The organism is Actinomadura sp. WMMA1423, assembly GCF_006547145.1.
GTDB lineage: Bacteria > Actinomycetota > Actinomycetes > Streptosporangiales > Streptosporangiaceae > Spirillospora.
Genome location: NZ_CP041244.1, coordinates 6038940 through 6057915, shown reverse-complemented (window position 1 = coordinate 6057915; position 18976 = coordinate 6038940). Strand labels below are relative to the sequence as shown.

Annotated in this window: 18 protein-coding genes; 13 read left to right on the top strand and 5 right to left on the bottom strand. The window is 70.6% G+C overall.

Translation table 11 applies throughout. The features are described 5' to 3' along the window. Positions 1 to 11 precede the first annotated feature (11 nt). Positions 12 to 2486, top strand: a complete 2475-nt coding sequence (locus FKD65_RS28070) for an alpha/beta fold hydrolase (RefSeq protein ID WP_141580425.1) — start codon at positions 12 to 14, stop codon at positions 2484 to 2486. Further along, positions 2483 to 3313: an ABC transporter permease gene (locus tag FKD65_RS28065; RefSeq protein WP_141580423.1), complete on the top strand. Its 831-nt coding sequence runs from the start codon at positions 2483 to 2485 to the stop codon at positions 3311 to 3313. The genes FKD65_RS28070 and FKD65_RS28065 overlap by 4 nt, the downstream gene beginning before the upstream one ends. Before the next feature lie 281 nt (positions 3314 to 3594). Here FKD65_RS28065 and FKD65_RS28060 read toward each other — a convergent pair whose 3' ends face one another. After that, positions 3595 to 3981: a thioesterase family protein gene (locus FKD65_RS28060; protein ID WP_141580421.1), complete on the bottom strand. Its 387-nt coding sequence runs from the start codon at positions 3979 to 3981 to the stop codon at positions 3595 to 3597. Between the two features lie 17 nt (positions 3982 to 3998). After that, entirely contained in the window at positions 3999 to 4751 is a 753-nt protein-coding gene (locus FKD65_RS28055; RefSeq protein WP_240809641.1) for a methylenetetrahydrofolate reductase, read from the bottom strand. A gap of 305 nt (positions 4752 to 5056) precedes the next feature. On the opposite strand from FKD65_RS28055, the gene FKD65_RS28050 reads away from it, so the two are divergent. Then, positions 5057 to 5689, top strand: coding sequence for a hypothetical protein (locus FKD65_RS28050; RefSeq protein ID WP_141580417.1), 633 nt, complete (start codon positions 5057 to 5059; stop codon positions 5687 to 5689). A 7-nt stretch (positions 5690 to 5696) separates the two neighbouring features. On the opposite strand, the gene FKD65_RS46340 is transcribed toward FKD65_RS28050, so the two are convergent. From FKD65_RS46340 to FKD65_RS28035, 3 genes are all read right to left on the bottom strand, one after another. After that, positions 5697 to 5879, bottom strand: a complete 183-nt coding sequence (locus FKD65_RS46340; RefSeq protein ID WP_302931553.1) for a DUF397 domain-containing protein — start codon at positions 5877 to 5879, stop codon at positions 5697 to 5699. A 295-nt stretch (positions 5880 to 6174) separates the two neighbouring features. Then, complete coding sequence (locus tag FKD65_RS28040) at positions 6175 to 7026, bottom strand: helix-turn-helix transcriptional regulator (protein WP_141580412.1); 852 nt, start codon at positions 7024 to 7026, stop codon at positions 6175 to 6177. Positions 7027 to 7362: 336 nt separating this feature from the next. After that, positions 7363 to 7884, bottom strand: coding sequence for a flavoprotein (locus FKD65_RS28035; RefSeq protein WP_141580410.1), 522 nt, complete (start codon positions 7882 to 7884; stop codon positions 7363 to 7365). Between the two features lie 355 nt (positions 7885 to 8239). Between FKD65_RS28035 and FKD65_RS28030 the strand changes: the two genes are divergently transcribed. The 10 genes from FKD65_RS28030 to FKD65_RS27985 all read left to right on the top strand — a co-directional run bounded on the left by FKD65_RS28030 (position 8240) and on the right by FKD65_RS27985 (position 18877). Next, the gene (locus tag FKD65_RS28030) at positions 8240 to 8605 is read left to right on the top strand and encodes a S24/S26 family peptidase (RefSeq protein ID WP_240810365.1); all 366 of its coding nucleotides are present in this window, start codon (positions 8240 to 8242) and stop codon (positions 8603 to 8605) included. Positions 8606 to 9092: 487 nt separating this feature from the next. Further along, on the top strand, positions 9093 to 9983 hold the full coding sequence (gene rarD, locus FKD65_RS28025; RefSeq protein ID WP_368367137.1) for an EamA family transporter RarD: 891 nt from the start codon (positions 9093 to 9095) through the stop codon (positions 9981 to 9983). Between the two features lie 39 nt (positions 9984 to 10022). Further along, positions 10023 to 10382 carry a hypothetical protein gene (locus FKD65_RS28020; protein ID WP_141580406.1) on the top strand — a complete coding sequence of 120 codons (360 nt, stop codon included), beginning with the start codon at positions 10023 to 10025 and terminating at the stop codon, positions 10380 to 10382. 378 nt (positions 10383 to 10760) lie between these two features. Further along, entirely contained in the window at positions 10761 to 12131 is a 1371-nt protein-coding gene (locus FKD65_RS28015) for a cytochrome P450 (protein WP_141580404.1), read from the top strand. After that, positions 12128 to 13048, top strand: a complete 921-nt coding sequence (locus FKD65_RS28010) for a terpene synthase family protein (protein ID WP_240809640.1) — start codon at positions 12128 to 12130, stop codon at positions 13046 to 13048. The genes FKD65_RS28015 and FKD65_RS28010 overlap by 4 nt, the downstream gene beginning before the upstream one ends. Further along, positions 13045 to 14799 (top strand): prenyltransferase/squalene oxidase repeat-containing protein, encoded by a 1755-nt coding sequence (locus FKD65_RS28005; protein WP_240809639.1) that lies wholly within the window; start codon positions 13045 to 13047, stop codon positions 14797 to 14799. Before FKD65_RS28010 ends, FKD65_RS28005 begins: the two co-directional genes overlap by 4 nt. Before the next feature lie 209 nt (positions 14800 to 15008). Further along, positions 15009 to 17435, top strand: a complete 2427-nt coding sequence (locus tag FKD65_RS28000; RefSeq protein ID WP_141580402.1) for a nitrate- and nitrite sensing domain-containing protein — start codon at positions 15009 to 15011, stop codon at positions 17433 to 17435. Continuing rightward, a complete protein-coding gene (locus tag FKD65_RS27995; RefSeq protein ID WP_141580400.1) occupies positions 17432 to 17857 on the top strand; it encodes a roadblock/LC7 domain-containing protein in 426 nt (141 codons plus the stop codon). The genes FKD65_RS28000 and FKD65_RS27995 overlap by 4 nt, the downstream gene beginning before the upstream one ends. Continuing rightward, on the top strand, positions 17854 to 18282 hold the full coding sequence (locus FKD65_RS27990) for a DUF742 domain-containing protein (protein ID WP_141580398.1): 429 nt from the start codon (positions 17854 to 17856) through the stop codon (positions 18280 to 18282). Before FKD65_RS27995 ends, FKD65_RS27990 begins: the two co-directional genes overlap by 4 nt. Continuing rightward, positions 18263 to 18877 (top strand): ATP/GTP-binding protein, encoded by a 615-nt coding sequence (locus FKD65_RS27985; RefSeq protein ID WP_141580396.1) that lies wholly within the window; start codon positions 18263 to 18265, stop codon positions 18875 to 18877. Before FKD65_RS27990 ends, FKD65_RS27985 begins: the two co-directional genes overlap by 20 nt. Positions 18878 to 18976 lie beyond the last annotated feature (99 nt).

Genomic DNA, 18976 nt, shown 5'->3' with positions numbered 1-18976 from the left:
AGGGTTCTGGCATGAGGCGGGCGGGCGCGCTCAGGGCGCGATGGGGCAGGACGGGACGGTCCGCGCGCTGGGCGGCGGCCGGGACCGCCGTGGCGCTTGCGGGCGGGGCCGCGGCCTGGGGGGTCGCGGCGGACGGCGAGGCCCGCGTCCGGGCGACCGAGCAGCGCATCACCGTCGTCGACGGGCCGAAGGACGACCAGCGCGTCACCCTCGACACGACGTTCTACAAACCGGTCGGCCGGGCGAAGGGCCCGGCGGTCCTGCTGGGGCACGGCTTCGGCGGCGCCAAGGGGGACGTGGCGGGCGAGGCGCGCGGCCTGGCCCGCGCCGGGTACGCGGTGCTGGCCTGGTCTGCGCGCGGGTTCGGGCGGTCGGGCGGCGAGATCGCCCTCAACTCCCCCGACTACGAGGTGAAGGACGCCCGGCAGCTGATCGACTGGCTCGCGCGGCGCCCGGAGGTCCGGCTCGACGGGCCTGGCGACCCGCGCGTCGGGATGGCGGGCCAGTCCTACGGCGGCGCGATCGCGCTGATGACCGCCGCCTACGACCGGCGGGTCGACGCCATCGCGCCGCAGATCACCTGGAACAGCCTGCCCGGCGCCCTGTTCCCCGACGCCGCCTCCGGCGCGAAGCCCACGGACGGCGTCTTCAAGAAGCTCTGGGCGGGGCTGTTCTTCACGGGCAGCGCCAGCCGGACGGCGTGCGGGCGCTTCCTGCCGTCGTTGTGTGACATGTACCAGGAGGTGGCGGAGAAGGGCCGTCCGACCGAGTCGGCGATCGCGACGCTGAACCGGTCGAGCCCCGCGTCCGTCGCCGACCGGATCAGGGTGCCCACGCTGATCGTCCAGGGGCAGACCGACTCGCTGTTCCCGCTCGACCAGGGCGACGCAAACGCGCGGGCGATCGCGCGGAACGGCGCGCCGGTGTCGGTGGTGTGGTTCCAGGGCGGGCACGACGGCGGCGACCCCGAGACCAAGCGGGTCGAGGGGCTCGTGCGCGACTTCTTCGACGCCCGGCTCATGCGGTCCTCGGCGCCTTCCCTGGACGGGTTCACGGTGACGCGGGCGGGCGGGCTCGACTCCTCCACGCAGGCCGTCGTCGTGGACGAGGCGTCGGCGCGGCGCTATCCGGGGCTCTCCGGCGACGTGTCGGCCCTGCCGCTGGCCGGGAGCGAGCAGACGATCTTCAATCCGGCGGGCGGGTCGCCCGCTTCGATCTCCGCCCTGCCGGGGCTGGGAGCGCTCGGTTCCCTGGGCGGGTCGCTCGGGGGCTCCCTGGGCGGGCAGTTGCCTTCCGATATGCCCGGACAGACCGCCACATTCGACACGCGTCCGCTGGACCGTCCCCTGTGGCTGACGGGCGCCGCGACCGTCAGGCTGAAGGTCACCGGGAACGGCCCGCTGTTCGCCAAGCTCTACGACGTCCCCCCGGGCGGGACGGCGGCCCCGGCGCGGCGGCTGGCGGCGCCGTTCCGGGTGTCCGGGGGCGAGGTCACGGTGACGCTCCCGGCGATGGACTACCGCTTCGACCGCGGGCATCGGCTACGCCTGGTCATCGCCACCACCGACATGGGATTCGCGACGCCCGCCGAGCCGTCGTCCTACAAGGTGCAGGTGGTGTCGCCGCTCAGCGTTCCATCGGTTCCGTCGCTGAAGACCGCATCGGCGCCTCTGCCCGCTTGGGTGTGGGCTCTGCCTCTTGCCGCGGTCGCGTTGGCGCTCGCCATCCTGCTCCCCGGACGCCGTAGGCGCGGCACCGAAACGGACAGCGACGTGCCCCTGGAGATAACCGGCCTAACGAAGGCTTACAAGAACGGGCATCTGGCGGTCTCGGACCTGTCGTTCCGGGTGGAGAAGGGGCAGGTGCTAGGGCTCCTCGGTCCGAACGGTGCAGGGAAGACGACGACGCTGCGCATGCTGATGGGGCTGATCCATCCGGACTCGGGCTCGATCCGCATCTTCGGGCAACGGGTGTACCCGGGTGCGCCGGTGCTGTCCCGCCTTGGATCCTTCGTGGAGGGGCCCGGTTTCCTGCCCCACCTGTCCGGCCGCGACAACCTGGACCTCTACTGGCGCGCGACCGGCCGTCCCTTGGACGAGGCCCACTTGGACGAAGCGCTGAAGATAGCCAACCTGGGGTCGGCGCTGGACCGGGCCGTCCGCACGTACTCGCAGGGAATGCGGCAGCGTCTCGCCATAGCGCAGGCTATGCTGGGGCTGCCGGACCTGCTCGTCCTGGACGAGCCCACCAACGGCCTCGACCCGCCCCAGATCCGCGAGATGCGGGAGGTGCTCGTCCGGTACGCGGCCGCCGGGCGGACGGTCATCGTCTCCAGCCACCTGCTCGCCGAGGTCGAGCAGACCTGCACGCACGCGGTCGTCATGGCCGCCGGCCGCCGCGTCGCCGCGGGCCCGGTCGCCGAGATCACCGGGTCCGGCCGCCGCCTGGAGGACGCGTTCCTGGAGATCATCGGGGAGGGCTCATGACCGCCTACCACGTCCGGCGCACCCTTCCGCTGCGGGTGGAGGCCGTCCGGCAGTTCCGGCGGCGCCGCACGCTGGTCGCGTTCGCGCTGCTGCTCGTCCTGCCGTGGGTGCTGGTCGCCGCGTTCAAGATCGGCGGTGACCCGGGCCCGGACGGCGTCCCCAGCCTGGTCGACGTCGCCACGTCCTCCGCGCTGAACTTCGCCCTCTTCGCCCTCTTCGTCTCGACCGGTTTCCTGCTGGTGGTCGCGGTCGCCCTGTTCTGCGGTGACACGGTGGCGAGCGAGGCGGGCTGGTCGTCCCTGCGCTACCTGCTCGCCGCGCCCGTCCCGCGCGCCCGCCTCCTGCGCCAGAAGCTGATCGTCGCGCTGTCCTACGCGGTCGTCGCGGTCGTCAGCCTGCCGCTGATGGCGCTGGTCGCGGGGACGGCCGGGTTCGGCTGGGGCGACGTCGAGCTCCCGACCGGCGGCACCGTCCCGGTGAGCACCGCGCTCGGCCGCATGGCGATCATCATCGGCTACTCCCTCGTCGCGCAGCTCGTCGTCGCCGCCCTGGCGTTCCTGCTCTCGGTGACGACCGACTCCCCCCTCGGCGCGGTCGGCGGCGCGGTCGGACTCGTCATCGTCAGCAACATCCTCGACGCCGTCACGGCGCTCGGCTCCTGGCGCGACTTCCTACCGACGCACTGGATGTACTCCTGGATGGACGCCCTGCAGCCGGAAGTCCAGTGGGCGGGCATGGCGAAGGGCACGGCGATCTCCGTCTCCTACGCCGCCATCCTGTTCGCACTGGCGTTCCGACGTTTCCGGACGCGCGACATCGTCTCCTGATTTCGGCCACGATCCGCGATCCCGTGGACGCGAACCGTGGAAATGGGCTTCCCAAAAATCGGTCGAACGGGCAGGGTTGGTGCCATACGCTCAGCGAACCTCGTCCGGCCCGGCCGCGTCACATGAGGCAACCGCTCGATCCTCGGGTTTTAAAGGCAGCCCGGCGGGGGGAGATGATCACCATGGCACGGCAGCAGCTCATCAAGCGCCCCAAGCCCCCACGTCAACCGAGCCAGCCCGACCTCCGCACGCCTTCGGGCCGCCTCCTGCCGTACTGACCCTCACCGGGAGAGCCGCGAAAGGAACCTCTCCCTCTCCACGACCACCCGCTCGATACGGCCCTCGCCCACCACCGCGCCCTGCTCGTCGACGGCCTCGAACGCGAAGGCCAGGCGCGTCCCGTCCACTTCCCGCAGCTCCGCGGTGACCGTCACGCGCCCGCCGACGGGCGTGGCCGCGCGATGCCGGACCTCGACCCGCGTCCCGACCGAGGTCTCGCCCTCTCCCAGCCGCGCCCCGACCGCCATCACCGTGGCTGCCTCGGCGAGCGCGAGCAGCCGCGGCGTCGCCAGCACGGGCACGTCCCCGCTCCCGAAACCGACCGCCGTGTCCGGCTCCCGGACGACGACCTCGACCTCAGCGTGCAATCCCGGCATCAACTCATCCATGCGCCCATACTGCCCAGCTAGCCGCGTAGATCACGTTCGAGCCGGGCACCGACCTCCCGGTACCGGCTGACCGGCACCAGGTGCACGCCGTCGAAGGCCCCGCTGTCGCGGATCGCCAGCACCTGCTCGCACGCCGCCGCGACACCGGCCGCCCGGTCGCGCTCGACGGCCTCGACCAGTTCGTCCGGGATGTCAATGTCGGGGATCGCCGCGGCCAGGTTGCGGGCCATTCCCGCGCTGGCCAGGACCATCACGCCCGCGTAGACGGGCCCGTCCACCTCGACCGACTCCCGCCACCGCAGCAGGTTCTCCAGTGAGTAGCTGACCTGCACGAACATGAAGTCGGCCGCGCGCTTCCACTCGGGCACCCTCCGCAGCCCGGAGGCCACCCCGATCCGGAACGGGGCGCACCCCTCGAAAGCGGCGTCCTCCGCCGCCGCCCGCGCCTCCTCGATCATCGCGCGCACGGTCAGCTCGCTCGTCCGCCCGCCGGCCGAGGGCTTGTCCCCGTAGACGAACAGGAACCGCTCCACCCCGTAGGCCGCGGCCGTCAGCAGGTCGCGCCGGAAGCCCAGCAGGTTCCGGTCGCGGGAGTTCAGGCACGCGATCCCCCGCGCCCCCATGGCCTGCACCTCGTGTGCGACCGCCACACTCGACACGGTCGCCCGCCCGATGTGGTTGTCCGGGATCAGGAACGAGTCCGCCACCGGACCGAGCACCCCGATCTGATGCCGCACCCGCCGCAGATCGGGCCGGGTGGGCGGCTCCACCTCACAAACGATCTCAAACCCCATGCCCCCGACCCTAGCGAGCGACCGCCGTCCGCACTTCCGAGTTGCAAACAACCAGGGGGCAGAGCGCCATATGGCATATCGCTAGGTCACCGAACGCCACCGCGCGAACTACCATCCTACACTCTCACCGTCTTTGTGCAGCTCAAAGGCATCCGCCGCTTCCAGCCTCCAGACCCCGATGCTACCGGCGAAGTGCCATGTTGCTAACCGACCTATGTGTCCCTGCACATAGCAGGACGCATCGGGCACAATCGAACCAACGGCGGTTTCGAGGACGGCAGATGATACTTCGATGGCCCTGGCCCACCGGCGGGAGGCGGCTCGTATACCGCCTGCTCCTCGCCGTGGACCTGGAGAAGTACAGTCACCTGGACGCGCAGCGGCAACTCGCGGCCCAGAAGGACCTTCGCAGGCTGCTCAACGGCTCCGCGAGACGGTCGGGCCTGCGAACCAACGGCTGGTACCGCCAGCCGGGCGGAGACGGGGAACTCGTCGTCATGCCCGCCGAAGTGGACATCCCCCACGTGGTGGGCGCCTTCGCCTGCGACCTCGAAGACGCGCTCGCCGAGCTCAACGCGCGTCGGCCCACCCGCCTGCGCATGCGGCTCGCGTTCCACTACGGCACCATGATCGAAGGGCCGCTCGGCCCGGCCGGCGACGCCCCCGTCGTGGTCTCCCGGTTACTGGACGCGGCGCCGCTGCGCGACTACCTCACCGAGCAGCAGGGCCGTGACCTGGCCCTGGTGGTGTCCGACATCCTCTACAAGGACGTCGTGGGAAGCGGCTTCTGCGCCCTGGACCCCGTGGACTTTCTCAGGCTGGAAGTAGTGATCAAAGAGAAGCCGTACAGCGGCTACATCCACCACAGCCGGGTGCTGCCGCGGGAGCGGCCCCTGCCGGCACCCGCCGCATGATCGGCCCTCAGTCCGACGCGGCGCCGTACCGCCTGCGGAGGGAGCGCCGCAGAAGCAGCCACTGCGCGGTCGAAATCGACAGGACGGCGCTCAGACGATCCGTGGAATCGCGCATCAGGACGGAGTCCCCGTCAAAGGCGATCTCGACGCAGTTCCCGCCCCCGCTGCGGCTGCTCTTTCTCCAGACCACCTGCGATCGTTCCGTCCTGTCCACACTGGCCCCTTCCAACCACCGGCCCTCGCGACGCGGCTGTCAGAATTCCGGGGCACAACCTTGGAGGCGTCCTCGCAGGTCGATCAGGATGCGAACGGCGACGTTCTGTTCGGGCGGACATCCTCAAGCACGGCCATGCCCTTCGGCGCACGATCTCAGGCACACCCACAGTCCTGTGTCGTGCTCTGTCAATGTGAGAGTGTAAGTGGTCACCGAAGATCAAGCCATAGGGGGATCAATCACCCGGGCCCGGTGACGCGGCCAGGACTTCTCAGAGGGATTCCGCGACCGTGTTGAGCAGCACGGCCGAGCCCTCCGGGCCGAGCGAAATACTGCGCAGCACCTCGAACCTCTCGCGGTACTTGACGATCTCCTCACGGTAGTCGCGACCGACCAGTTCGCCCTGAGCGCCTTCCAGGTAGAGCACGTCGTCGTCTTCCGGGTCGGCGAACTCGATGAGCTTGAACGGTCCCTCCAGTCCCGGGTTCGCTCCCCGGTCGAACTGGACGATCTCGATCGTCACGTTGGGGCGCTTCGCCATCTCGAGCAGATGTGCCAACTGGGCCCGCATTCCGGCGGAACCGCCGACCAGCCAGCGGATGGCAGGCTCGGCGATGACGAAGTAGAACTTGGGGGGAGCGTCGCCCTCGAAGATGTCCTGCCTGCGCAGCCGCACCTCGACCAGTTTCTCGATCTGCTCGGAGCCGGCCTCGCCGCGCAGGGTCGTGAGGATCTCCCTGGCATAGTCGCCGGTCTGCAGCAACCCCGGAATGATCTGAGGATCGAACTCCCGGCATGTGCCGGCGGCCGACTCGAAGCCGATGAGCTCGGCCATCTGCGAACTGAGCACCTTGCTATAGGCGCTCCACCAGGCTGATTCACGAGCAGCCCGCGCCAGCCTCAGAAACTCGTCGAATCGCTCCGGCGCCACCCCGTACTGCAGCAACATGACACGGACGTCGCTCACGGTGACCCGGACCGTCCCGCCCTCAATGCGAATGATCTTAGAGAGTGACCATTCCAAGGCATTGGCCGCCTGCTCCTGCGTGAGCTCGGCGGCCTCACGCGCCCTGCGAAGCTCTACCCGAAGGCGTCGCTGGTGAACAGTCGGACTGTCCGGCATGCCCCACACCCTCCACTGCTTGCTGCCAGACGGCAGAGTGCAACCTTTCAAAGAGCCTAGGGCGCAAAGACTAGTGCACCCACGGGCCCTCTGTGGCCCCCCGCTCGCGAAGGATTTGCCTAACCGGGAAGTCGAACAGCCACAGAAAGGACGCGATCGGCCACACCCGCCACATCTCACTCTTGAACGCCAAGCAGCCCTAATCCGGGCTTGATCGCTCGCGCGTGCTCACAAAGGGACGAGCGCACGACAGGCCTCGTCAGGCACCGTCCACCGCACCTGCGCGACGGCCCAGCGATCGCGAGCGGCCCACCACGGCCGTCGACCGAGCCAAGGTCAGCCTTCGAGGATGCCGCACAGGTTCGCGAGGATGTCCTGCCAGCCGGGCATGCGCGCGTCCGGAGGCGCCGCAGGGTCGAAGAGCACGTGCGCGCCCATCGAGCGAAGAACCTCCAGGTTCCGGTTGAAGGCCATATGACCGGCCATTTCGGCTTTGACCTGCGGCACCGCCAGCGTCGGTACTCCCATGCCGAGGAGTTCGCAGAGCATGCCGACGGCGACCGTGTCCGTGATGCCCAGCGCCCACTTGTTGATCGTGTTGAACGTCGCCGGAGCGACCACCACGGCATCGGCCGGAGGCAGCCCGTTCGACGTCTCGTGCGGCTGGCGGAAGTCGGTCCGCACCGGCCCGCCGGTCAGCTCCGCGAGCTCTTCCATGTCCAGGAACTTGGCCCCCATGGGCGTCGCGATCACCCGGACATGCCAGCCCGCCCCCTGAGCCAGCCGCACGAACGTCTCCAGATCCGCCGCCGCCCCGGCACCGCAAACGATCGAGTAGAGGACCTTCGTGTTCGTCATGCCTCACCCGGCCCACGCCAGCCGGGCCGCGGGCGACTCGGCCTTGGACGGCCGAGGTCGCGGCAACTGTTGGGAGCCTTGACGAGGCGTGACATCATCCTGCCTTCTTCCATGGGCGTATCTCCGCCGGCCAGGAATGAGCATGACATCCAGCATTCCAAGGCGTTCCACCTGGGCGTGACCAGGTATGGAAGGTGAGCCGGCCGGGACTGCTCGCGCCGACTTTCGCGAAGCGATCCGAAGGGTCGGTTGAAGGTCAGGTCAGCGTCGTTTGTCTTCGGCTTTGAAGCAGCGGAGACGCCGTAATTCGGTGGACAGGCTTGCGTGAGGGCCGCATCCTGCTCGCGTGGGCAAGATGGATGCGATCGCCGCTCGAGTCGCCGACGGCGCCACCGTGGAGTTCCGGCCTTCAGGGGGGTCCATGGTTCCCCTGATAAGAAGCGGCGATGTGGTCACCGTCGCACCGGTCGACCCGTCGAAACTGGAGGTCGGCGACATCGTGCTCGCCCGGGTGGCGGGGACGGTCTACCTGCACCTCGTCTCGGGCCTCGATCCCGCCAAGGGCCGTGTGCAGATCAGCAACAACCGCGGCCGGATCAACGGCTGGACAGGACGCGAACGGGTCTTCGGAATCTGCGTCGCGGTCAAGGGCGAATCCCGGCCGGGCGCTTTGGCCAAGGCCGTACCCCAGGAGCCGGACGAAGAGGACTCTGACCGTTGAGCTGCCCGGACCACGGGCTCAGGCCGGTGGCCAGGTGCCTCGTCGGATCAATCGGTCGATGTGGTCGACGAGTTTGGTCTCACTCTTCAGCAGACGCTCGCGGTCGAACTCGTCCAGCGGCGCCAGCGCGTCAGGAAGGTCCTCTTCCCGGGGTACATGGACCATCGCTCCGGCGTAAGTCCGGCAGGCGGGGCACCAGGCCAGCCCGATGCAGCGCTCGCTTTCCGGCCTGACCCGGTGAACGTAATCGCGTAGCGGGACGCCGCAGGTCGCGCAATGCGGGAGCCCGGAGACCGACATTGACCAGTCCGGGGCGGAGGTCTTCTTCCAACGCCAGCGCTGCGCCTGTGCTCTTCAATCCGTCATGCCGCCCACTATCTCGCAAAAGCAGCTCCTCATGGGTCTCCGAGCCGCGCCCCCGTGCGCGGAGGTCCCGCGTCATGAGTGTTGTTCCTTTTGGTTGATTACCTGCTGGTATGTTGCGGGCGTGAGGCGGGGGATGGTGTGCGGGGTCGCGGCGTACGTGATGTGGGGGCTTTTCCCGCTGTACTGGCCGCTGCTGAAGCCGGCGGGGGCGGGGGAGATCCTGGCGCACCGGATCATGTGGTCGCTCGTCGCGGTGGTCGCGGTGCTGGCCGTGCGGCGGAACCCGGGGTGGCTGCGGACGCTCGGATGGCGGCGGGGCGTGCTGCTGACGCTGGCGGCGCTGGTGATCAGCGTCAACTGGGGGACCTACATCTACGCCGTCAACAGCGGGCACACGATCGAGTCCGCGCTGGGGTACTTCATCAACCCGCTGATCAGCGTGGTGTTCGGTGTGGTGATCTTCCGGGAGCGGCTGCGGCGGTGGCAGTGGGCGGCGGTCGGGATGGGGGCGGCCGCGGTGGTGGTGCTGACCGTCGACTACGGGCGCCCTCCCTGGATCGCGCTGGTGCTCGCGTCCGCGTTCGGGGTGTACGGCCTGCTCAAGAAGTTCGCCGACATGCCCTCGGCGGAGAGCCTCGCGGTCGAGACGGCCGTGACGTTCCTGCCGGCGCTGGGTTTCGTGCTGCTGCTGGAGGGACGGGGCGAGGCCGCGTTCGGGCACCACGGCGCGGGGCACGCGGCGCTGCTGGCGGCGGCCGGGGTCGTGACGGCCGTGCCGCTGATGCTGTTCAACGCGGCCGCCACCAGGCTGCCGCTGAGCGCCATCGGGATGCTCCAGTACCTGGCGCCGGTGCTGCAGTTCGCCATCGGGCTGTTCGTGCAGCACGAGGAGATGCCGCCGAGCCGCTGGGCCGGGTTCCTGCTGGTCTGGCTCGCACTGGTGACGCTCACGTGGGACGGGTTGGGCGCCGGACGCCGGGAAGCGCTGCCCGAAACCGCCCAAAGGGGCTAAAGTGCCGGACGTCACACGCCCGAGTGAGGGAGTCCGTCGTTGCGTCTGCTCAGCGTCACCGTGTTGGGAACGGCACTCGTCGCGGCGGGCATGCTGGCTCCGGCGACGGGGCAGGCGACGGCCACCGGGAACGGTCCCGTCTCCGTGGAGCCCCGCGCCGTGCGGCCCGGTGAGCGGGTCCGGCTGACGATGCCCGGCTGCGCCGGAAGCGTGGCCGCGAGTTCCGAGGCCTTCGACGGACGCGCGGTGGACGGCGCCGCCGTCGTGAAGCGGGACGCCCCGCCGAGCACGTACCCGGTGGTGGCGCACTGCGGGTCACGCAAAGTGACCGGCGAGGTGCGAGTGGCGGGACGCGTCGCGTGGCCCGATCTGGCCCCGAGCCCCCGCGCGGCAAAGTAATTCGGTATAAACCGGAAGAGTTCTCCACATCGCGGGGTGTCACTCTCCGTGCTGCCCTGCTGAGGCGAACGCCCTTTTCGCGGGCTTCATGATCGCGCCTTTAAGGCTTTCTCGACAACGGGACAACACACCCGGCAAGTGATAAGGGTCACGTCTAAAAGGTTGAGATTTCTACCGGCCCAAGCCTTGCCGATGTTAATTGATCATGTGATACTCCCACAGAAAGCTACATAACACCGCAACCTTCCCACAAACCCCGAACCACTCATTTACGGCGTCCCGCCGCGAGGGACGCCGGGCGTCCCGCGCGGCCCCGCGCTCGGGACGGCCCGCCCGCGAGCACTGGTACTTCAACTCAACATCGAGGGGCAGTCGGTAATGTCCGTTGACGTCGGCGCCGTCCCAGTCCAGAAGGCGAAGAACTTCCCCCTGTACCGCACGGTCGCCGGATTCGTCCGCGACCCGCTTCGCCAGTTGGAACGGATCAGTACGGAGGGGGACGGCCGGCTCATCCGGCTCGACCTCGGTGCATCCCACCCCTACCTCGTCACCCATCCCGACCACATCCAGCAGGTTCTGCGGCGCGAGTCGGAGATCTTCCAGCGGGACGGGGTGTTCTGGCGGCCGCTGCGCGAGTTGATGGGCGACAGCATCCTGTCCGAGGGCGCCGAGTGGGAGAACAGCAAGCGGGTGCTGCAGCCGGTGTTCACCACCCGCAACGTCAACCGGCTCACCGGGCTGATGGCGGACGCGATCAACGACGCCGTCGCCAAGCTGGACGAGCCCGCCCGCGCGGGACGCCCGATCGACGTGCTGCCGGAGATGAGCCGGATCGTCAACGAGACCGTGATCAAGGTCCTGTTCGGCGACAAGATCTCCCCCGTCGAGGCCAACAAGCTGATCCCGACGTTCGACCAGATCGCGACCTCGATCTCGGTCCGGTTCCTGCTGCCGTTCCTGCCGCGCGTGCTGCCGATGCCGGGCGACAAGGCGTTCAAGGACGCCGTCCAGGTGATGGACGAGGTCCTGTTCGAGCTGGTGGCGCGCTACCGGGACGATCCGGGCGACGGCAGCGACATCTTCACCGCGCTCTGCCAGGCCCGGACCGAGGACGGCGCCCCGCCGGACGACAAGTGGATCCGCGACAACCTGCTCGCCATGTTCGCGACCAGCACCGAGACCACGACGCTGGCGCTGACGTGGCTGTGGCCGCTGCTGCACGACCACCCGGGCGTCCGGGACAGGCTGGTGGAGGAGATCGAGGGCGTGGTCGGCGGCGAGCCGGTCCGTCCCGAGCACCTTCCGAGGCTGCCCTACGTGTCGCAGGTCGTCCAGGAACTGCTGCGCCTCTACCCCGTGGGCTGGATGTTCCCGCGCATGGCGACCGCGCCGACGGTCCTCGGCGGCGTGCACATCGACCCGGGCGACCCGGTGCTCATCAGCCCGTTCCTCACGCACCGCCTCGCGTCGGTGTGGGAGCGCCCGCTCGAGTTCGACCCGGAGCGCTTCACCCCGGAGAACTCACGCAAGCGGCACCGCTACGCCTACTTCCCCTTCGGGGGTGGACCGCACCAGTGCATCGGCCGCCACGTGTTCGACGTCGAGGCGCGGATGATCCTGACGAGCATCCTGAACCGGTTCCGTCCCACCCTGTCCGACGCCATCCCCGCCATGCCGCGCATCGGCGCGACGCTGCGGCCGCGGGAGTCGCTGGAGATGACGCTGACCCCCGTCAGGCGGGACGCGTGAAGGCGGCGGACGGGGTGCCCCCGCATACCGGCGGCCCCGCGACGCCCGACGTTCTCCGGGACGCCCAGCACGACGGGGCCGTGATGGCGCAGGCCGTGAAGTGCGCCCGCGATCTGGCGAAGTGCGCCGAGGCCTATCCCGACCTGTTCGACGCCAAGCCGATCGACGAGACCCTGTTCAACGCCGTGGCCTGCGCGAACGCCTTCGGTTCGCCGTGGCTCGACGCGTCCGGGATCCGGATGGCGGCGCGCACCTCGCTGTGGATCTTCGGCCTGGACTGGCTGGTGGACCATGTCGCGACGTCCCGGGACGAGGTGGACGACCTCAACCGGCGCTGCCTCGCCGTCGCGGAGGGAGCACCGCCGGCGCCCGGGGACGGGCTCACCCGGTTCCTCGCCGACATCCGGGACGAGGTGGCCGGATCACCCGCGTTCGCGGTGCTGCGCGGCGACTGGCTGGCGCAGCTCGGACGGCTGCTGGAGTGCGGCGTCCGCGAGCTGACGTGGAAGTCGGGCGACCGGGCGGCGTGGCCGACGTTCGACGAGTACCTGGACAACGCCGACAACTACGGCTCGGCCTGGGTCAACATCTCGCACTGGATCGTGCACGCCGACCAGGGCGTCCTCGACCACATCGGCGAGCTGCAGGCCGCGAGCCGGGACGTCCAGCGCGTGCTGCGGCTGCTCAACGACCTCGCCACCTACGAGCGGGACGTCACCTGGGGCGACCTGAACGCGCAGATGCTCGGGGTGGAACGTGCCGACATCACCGCGCGGATCGAGGAGATCGTGGCGCGCTGCCGCACCCGCCTCCGGCCCCTGCGCGACGACTGCCCCGAGGCCGTGGCCTATCTCGAGCGGCAGATCGGCTACAGCACGGGCTTCTACGAGCTGAGCGACTACTGGGGGTCGCTGTGACCGTCGAGGAGGTGGGTCCGGACGCGCCCGATACCGCGGATCCGGACCCCCACGATCTCTACGCGGCCGCCGACGCGCTGGTGGCCGACCTCGTGCGCGACACCTGGGGACGCTCGTCCCCGTCCGTCTACGAGACCGGGCGGCTGGTGAGCCTGGCCCCGTGGCTGACCGGACATTCCGAGCGGATCCGGTTCCTTCTCGACACCCAGCGCCCCGACGGCGGCTGGGGACCACCGGATCCAGGCTACGCGCTCGTCCCGACGCTGAGCGCGACCGAGGCGCTGCTGTCCACGCTCGCCTCGGTGGGACGGCGCTGGCCGTCCGGCGTCTACGTCGCCGAGGTGGTCCGCGGAGCCGGGCGCGCCCTGCGGACCGTCGCGCGGTGGATCTACGGCGGGGCGGCGACGGACTTCCCGGACATGCCGGCGATCGAGCACATCACCCCGGCCCTCATCGAGGCGATCAACGGGCACCTCGACCGGCTCCGCGACGATCCCGCCCTCGCGACCTGGTGGACGGGCGGCCGGCTGGTCCCGCCCGCCGGGATGGACGGGGCGTTCGTCGCCGCCGCCAGGGCCCACCTCGAAGCCGGCGGCGCCGTCCCGCTGAAGGTGCAGCACGCCCTCGAGGTGGCGGGAGCGTCGGCGCGCCGCGCCGAGTCGGTCCATCCCGTGCCGCTGCCGGCGCCGACGCGCCCCCGCGGCGACTCCCCCGCGCCGCAGGAGCCGGGACGGTTCGCGACCGTGGGCGCCTCCACCGCCGCCACCGCCGCCTGGCTCGGCTCCCCGGGCCGAGGAGGGGAGGGCGTCGACGCCGCGCTGCGCTACCTGGAGGCGGCGGTCGAGCAGCACGGGGGTCCCGTCCCCGTCGCCGTCCCGGTCACCAACTTCGAGCGCGGCTGGGTGCTGGGCTGGCTGGCGCGCGCCGGGCTCGCGCCGAGCGTCCCCCCGGAGCTCACCGCCCAGATGCGGGCGTCGCTCGGCGAGGAGGGCGCGCCGGGTGGCACCGGCCTGCCCCCGGACGCCGACACCAGTTCCGGCGTGCTGTACGCGTTGTCGCTTCTCGGGGAACCGCACCCGCCCGACCTGCTATGGAAGTACGAAACGAAGACGCATTTCTGTAGCTGGCCCGGCGAGAACGGACGGTCGGTCACGACCAACGCGCACGTACTCGAGGCGTTCGGCCATTACCTGGAGTCCGGCGGCGCCGACCCGGCCGGCCGTTACGCGGCGAGCGCGCGAAAGGCGGCGTCCTGGCTGACCGGCGAGCAGTCGAACGACGGCAGCTGGGTCGACCGGTGGCATGCCTCACCGCTCTACGCGACCTCTTGCGCGGCCCTGGCGCTCAACGAGTTCGGCGGCGCGGAATCCGCGGACGCGGTGCGCCGGGCCGTCGAGTGGGTGCTGCGGGAACAGCGCCCGGACGGCTCCTGGGGACGCTGGGAAGGGACCGCCGAGGAGACGGCCTACGCCGTGCACATCCTGACCCTCGCCCGCCCGTCCGCCGATGACGCGACCGATCCGGCGGCGCGGGAGGCGGCGGAGCGAGCGGTCCGGCGAGGGGACGCCTACCTGCGAGCGGCCCTGCGGACCACCACCGGCCCCCTGACCGGCGCCCGGCGGGACGTTGACTCCGGCAAGGCGCCCCTATGGCATGACAAAGACCTATATCGCCCCACGACCATCGTGCAGGCGGCGGTGCTGGGGGCCCTTCGCCTCGCCCGGTGTGACGCCCGTGTTTCAGTGCGGTGAATTTCACCACGTTGGACGAGGGTGACCTGCTTGTACGGGTGGGACGGAAACCATTCACCTTGAGTGGGTTTGGTGGCGTTGGTAAGGTTCACCGGTGCCTTGCCGGTGACACGGCATAGCCCAACCCGCACTCACCGCCACCAGTGTCTCGCAGCCGGGCCCCAGTACCTCGCATTGCAGGCACCTTGACAATTGTTGGGGCGATCATAATGCGTTTCCGCAACTCACGGCTGCGGACCAAGATTGCGGCCCTGCTGGTCTCACTGACCGCGCTGTGGGCCTTCGCCGCCTGGGTGACGTTGCGCGAAGGCGTGAACCTGCTCTTCGTGAGCACCCTGGACAGCGTCGTCGCCCCGAGCGACCCGCTGCTCGTCGAGCTGCAGCACGAGCGCCGCCTCACCGTGACCATGCTCGCGACCGGCCAGCGGCGGCCCGACCTGCTCTCCGCCCAGCGCGCCCGCACCGACAAGGAGCGGGCGATCGTCATCGAGAAGGCCCGCAGCGGCTCGGTCCGCCGCGCCGCCGACGACGAGATGGACCGGCGGCTCGACGCGATGGTCCGGCTGCTCGGCCGGCTGGACGGCGACCGCCGCTCGATCGACTCCGGCGCCTACGACCGCCGGCACATCATGGACGTCTACTCCGACACCATCGAGTCGATCTTCCATATGTACGACGGGACGACGACGCTCGACGACAAGGGCTTCACCTCCGACCTGCGGGCGGAGATCGCCGTCAACCGGTCCTGGGAGCTGCTGTCCCAGGAGGACGCGCTCGTCGCCGGCGTCCTCGCGTCCGGCCGGATCACCCCGGTCGACCAGATCGACATCGCGAAGGCCGTCGGCGCGCGGCGCCTCAACTACGACCGCGCCCTGGTCGACCTGGAGTTCGCCGACCGGCAGGCGTGGAACGAGCTGAACGCCAACAAGCGGCTCACCGCCGTCGGCAACCTGGAGGACGCGCTCCTCCAGCGCACGAAGGGCCAGCGCGTCCGGGTCACCGCCGAGCAGTGGCGCGGCGCCACCGAGCCGGCGCTCGGCCAGATGCGCAAGAGCATCCAGGACGCGGGCGACCGGCTCGTGGAGCGCGCCACACCGATCGCCGCCTGGGTCATCGTCCGGCTTCTGCTCGCCGGTGGACTCGGCCTCCTCGCGGTCATCGCGTCCATCGTCGTGTCGATCACCACGGCGCGCGCCCTGGTCCGGCAGCTGGAACGGCTGCGCGGCGCGGCCTGGGAGCTGGCCGAGCAGCGGCTGCCCGGCGTCGTCGAGCGGCTCGGGCACGGCGAGAACGTGGACGTCGCCGTCGAGGCGCCCCCGCTCCGGTTCGGCACCGACGAGATCGGGCAGGTGGGCCGCGCGTTCAACGCCGTCCAGGAGACCGCGATCCGCACCGCCGTCGAGCAGGCGGAGCTGCGCCGCGGCATCCGGGACGTCCTGCTGAGCCTGGCCCGCCGCACCCAGACGCTGGTGCACCGGCAGCTCACCATGCTGGACACCATGGAGCGCCGCCGCGACATCGAGACCAAGGAGCTGGAGGAGCTGTTCCGGCTCGACCACCTCGCGACCCGCATGCGGCGCAACGCCGAGAACCTCATCGTGCTCTCCGGCGCCCTCCCGGCGCGCGGCTGGCGCAACGCCGTCCCGATGGTGGACGTCGTCCGCGCCGCCGTCGGCGAGGTCGAGGACTACACCCGCGTCACCGTCCTGCCGATCGGCCCGGTCGAGCTGGCCGGACGCGCGGTCGGCGACGTCACCCACCTGCTCGCCGAGCTGATCGAGAACGCCGTCTCGTTCTCCCCGCCCGACACCATCGTGCAGATCGGCGGGCACCTGGTCGCCAGCGGCTTCGCCATCGACATCGAGGACCGCGGGCTCGGCATGACCGACGAGAAGCTCGCCGAGATCAACGCGCGGATCGCCGACCCGCCCGACTTCAACCTGCAGAGCTCGGTCCAGCTCGGCCTGTTCGTGGTCAGCAAGCTCGCCGAGCGCTACAACCTGCAGGTGTCGCTGAAGCGGTCCGCCTACGGCGGCACGACCGCCGTCGTCGTGATCCCCCGGGAACTGATCGTCGAGCAGGGCCCGGCGCAGGTCCCGGTCGGCACCACCACCCAGAACGGCCTGGAGGTGCGCCGGCCCGCCGCGGTCGGCGCCGCGCCGGCCGGCACCCGCACCACCGCGCCGACGGCGACGCTCCCCTCGGCGAGCACCGGCCCGCAGCCCGTCGGGCCCGCCCTCGTGGCGGTCCCCCCGCCGGCCGCGGAACCGCCCTCCGCCCGGGCGCCCGGCGCCCCGGCGGTCCCTGAACCGGAGCCCGCGCCCGCGCGGCGCGACGACCCCGAGGACGGCGCCCGTCCCGACCCCATCGAGCCGGAGGTTCTGCCACCCGTGCCCGACATCTCCACCACACCGTCCGGTCTGCCCGTCCGAGTGCCGCAGGCGAATCTGGCCGATCCCCTGCGCACCGAGGAGCCCGTCGTCGCCGACGAGCAGGACGAGCAGGACGACCCGGGCCGCTCCCCCGAGGAGATCCAGCGGATCATGGGCTCTTACCAGCGCGGCACCATGCGGGGCCGCTCCGACGCGGCGGAAGTCCTCGGCACCAACGCAGCGGAAGGCGAGGCAGATCAGTGACGCAGAAGACCGGTTCCTCCTCCGATCTCGGCTGGCTGCTGGACGACCTGGTGCACCGGCTGCCGCACGCGCGCAGCGCGGTCGTGCTCTCGGCGGACGGCCTGCTCATGGCCTCCTCGGAGGGCATGACGCAGGACGACGGCGAGCACCTCGCCGCCGTCGCGGCGGGCATCCAGAGCCTGGCCAAGGGCGCCGGCACCCGCTTCGGCGGCGGCCCCGTCCGGCAGACGATCGTCGAGATGGCGTCGGCGTTCCTGCTGGTCACGGTGGCCGGGAAGGGCGCCTGCCTCGCCGTCCTCGCCGGGGACGAGGCCGACGTCGGCCTCATCGCCTACGAGATGGCGATGCTCGTCACCGCCATGGGCCACCACCTCACCACGCCGTCGCGGTCGGAGTCCGCACAGGAGGGGCGCCCGGCATGATGCCCCCCGAGGACCCCACCCAGGAACCCTGGGTGGAAGAGACCGCCACGCGCCCTCCCGTCCATGACCGCTTCCTGGACGAGCACGCCGGCCCGATGGTGCGGCCGTACGTGATGACCAGCGGTCGCATCGAGCCGACCCGCGGCAAGTTCGACCTCATCACCCTGGTGGTGGCGGTCGGCCCCGAGCCGGAGGGCGCGATCGGCCTCGGTCCCGAGCACCTGGCCATCATCCGGCTCTGCCAGTCGGTGATGTCGGTCGCCGAGATCACCGGCCACCTCGACCTGCCCGTCGCGACCGTGCGGGTGATGCTCGGCGACCTGCTCGACAAGGGGTTCGTCTCCATGCAGGAACCCGAACCGGAGGCGGACATGCACGACATCAGGCTCTACAAGGCGGTGATCGATGGTCTCCGGGCCCTCTAGGCGCGACGTGCGCGCCCGCCGGCTCCCCACCGCGGTCAAGATCGTGATCGCGGGCGGCTTCGGGGTCGGCAAGACCACGATGGTGGGCACGGTCTCCGAGACCCGCCCGCTGCGCACCGAGGAACTGCTCACCGACGAGAGCGTCGGCGTCGACGACATCTCCGGGGTGGAGCGCAAGCAGACCACCACGGTCGCGATGGACTTCGGCCGCATCACGATGCGCAACGAGTACGTCCTCTACCTGTTCGGCACCCCCGGCCAGGAGCGCTTCTGGTTCATGTGGGACGAGGTGTCGCTCGGCGCGCTCGGCGCCGTCGTCCTCGCCGACACCCGCCGCCTGTCGGACTGCTTCCCGTCCGTCGACTACTTCGAGCGCCGCGGCACCCCGTTCATCGTCGCCGTGAACTGCTTCGAGGGCGCCCAGCGCTACGACCTCGCGGAGATCCAGATGGCCCTCAACCTGGGCCCGAAGGTACCCGTCATGCTGTGCGACGCCCGCCGCCTGGACTCCTGCAAGGAGGTCCTCATCGACCTCGTCCTGCACGCCATGAAGACCCGGGGCCTGACCGAGGAACCGGAGCCCCAGAAGGCCTAGCCGCGGACGCCTCCGGCGCCGTCACGGAAACGGGCGGCGGCGTCGGAGGCGGACGGACCTGTGGGCGGGGGCTAGGACGGCCCCACCCGCCGGCCGGGC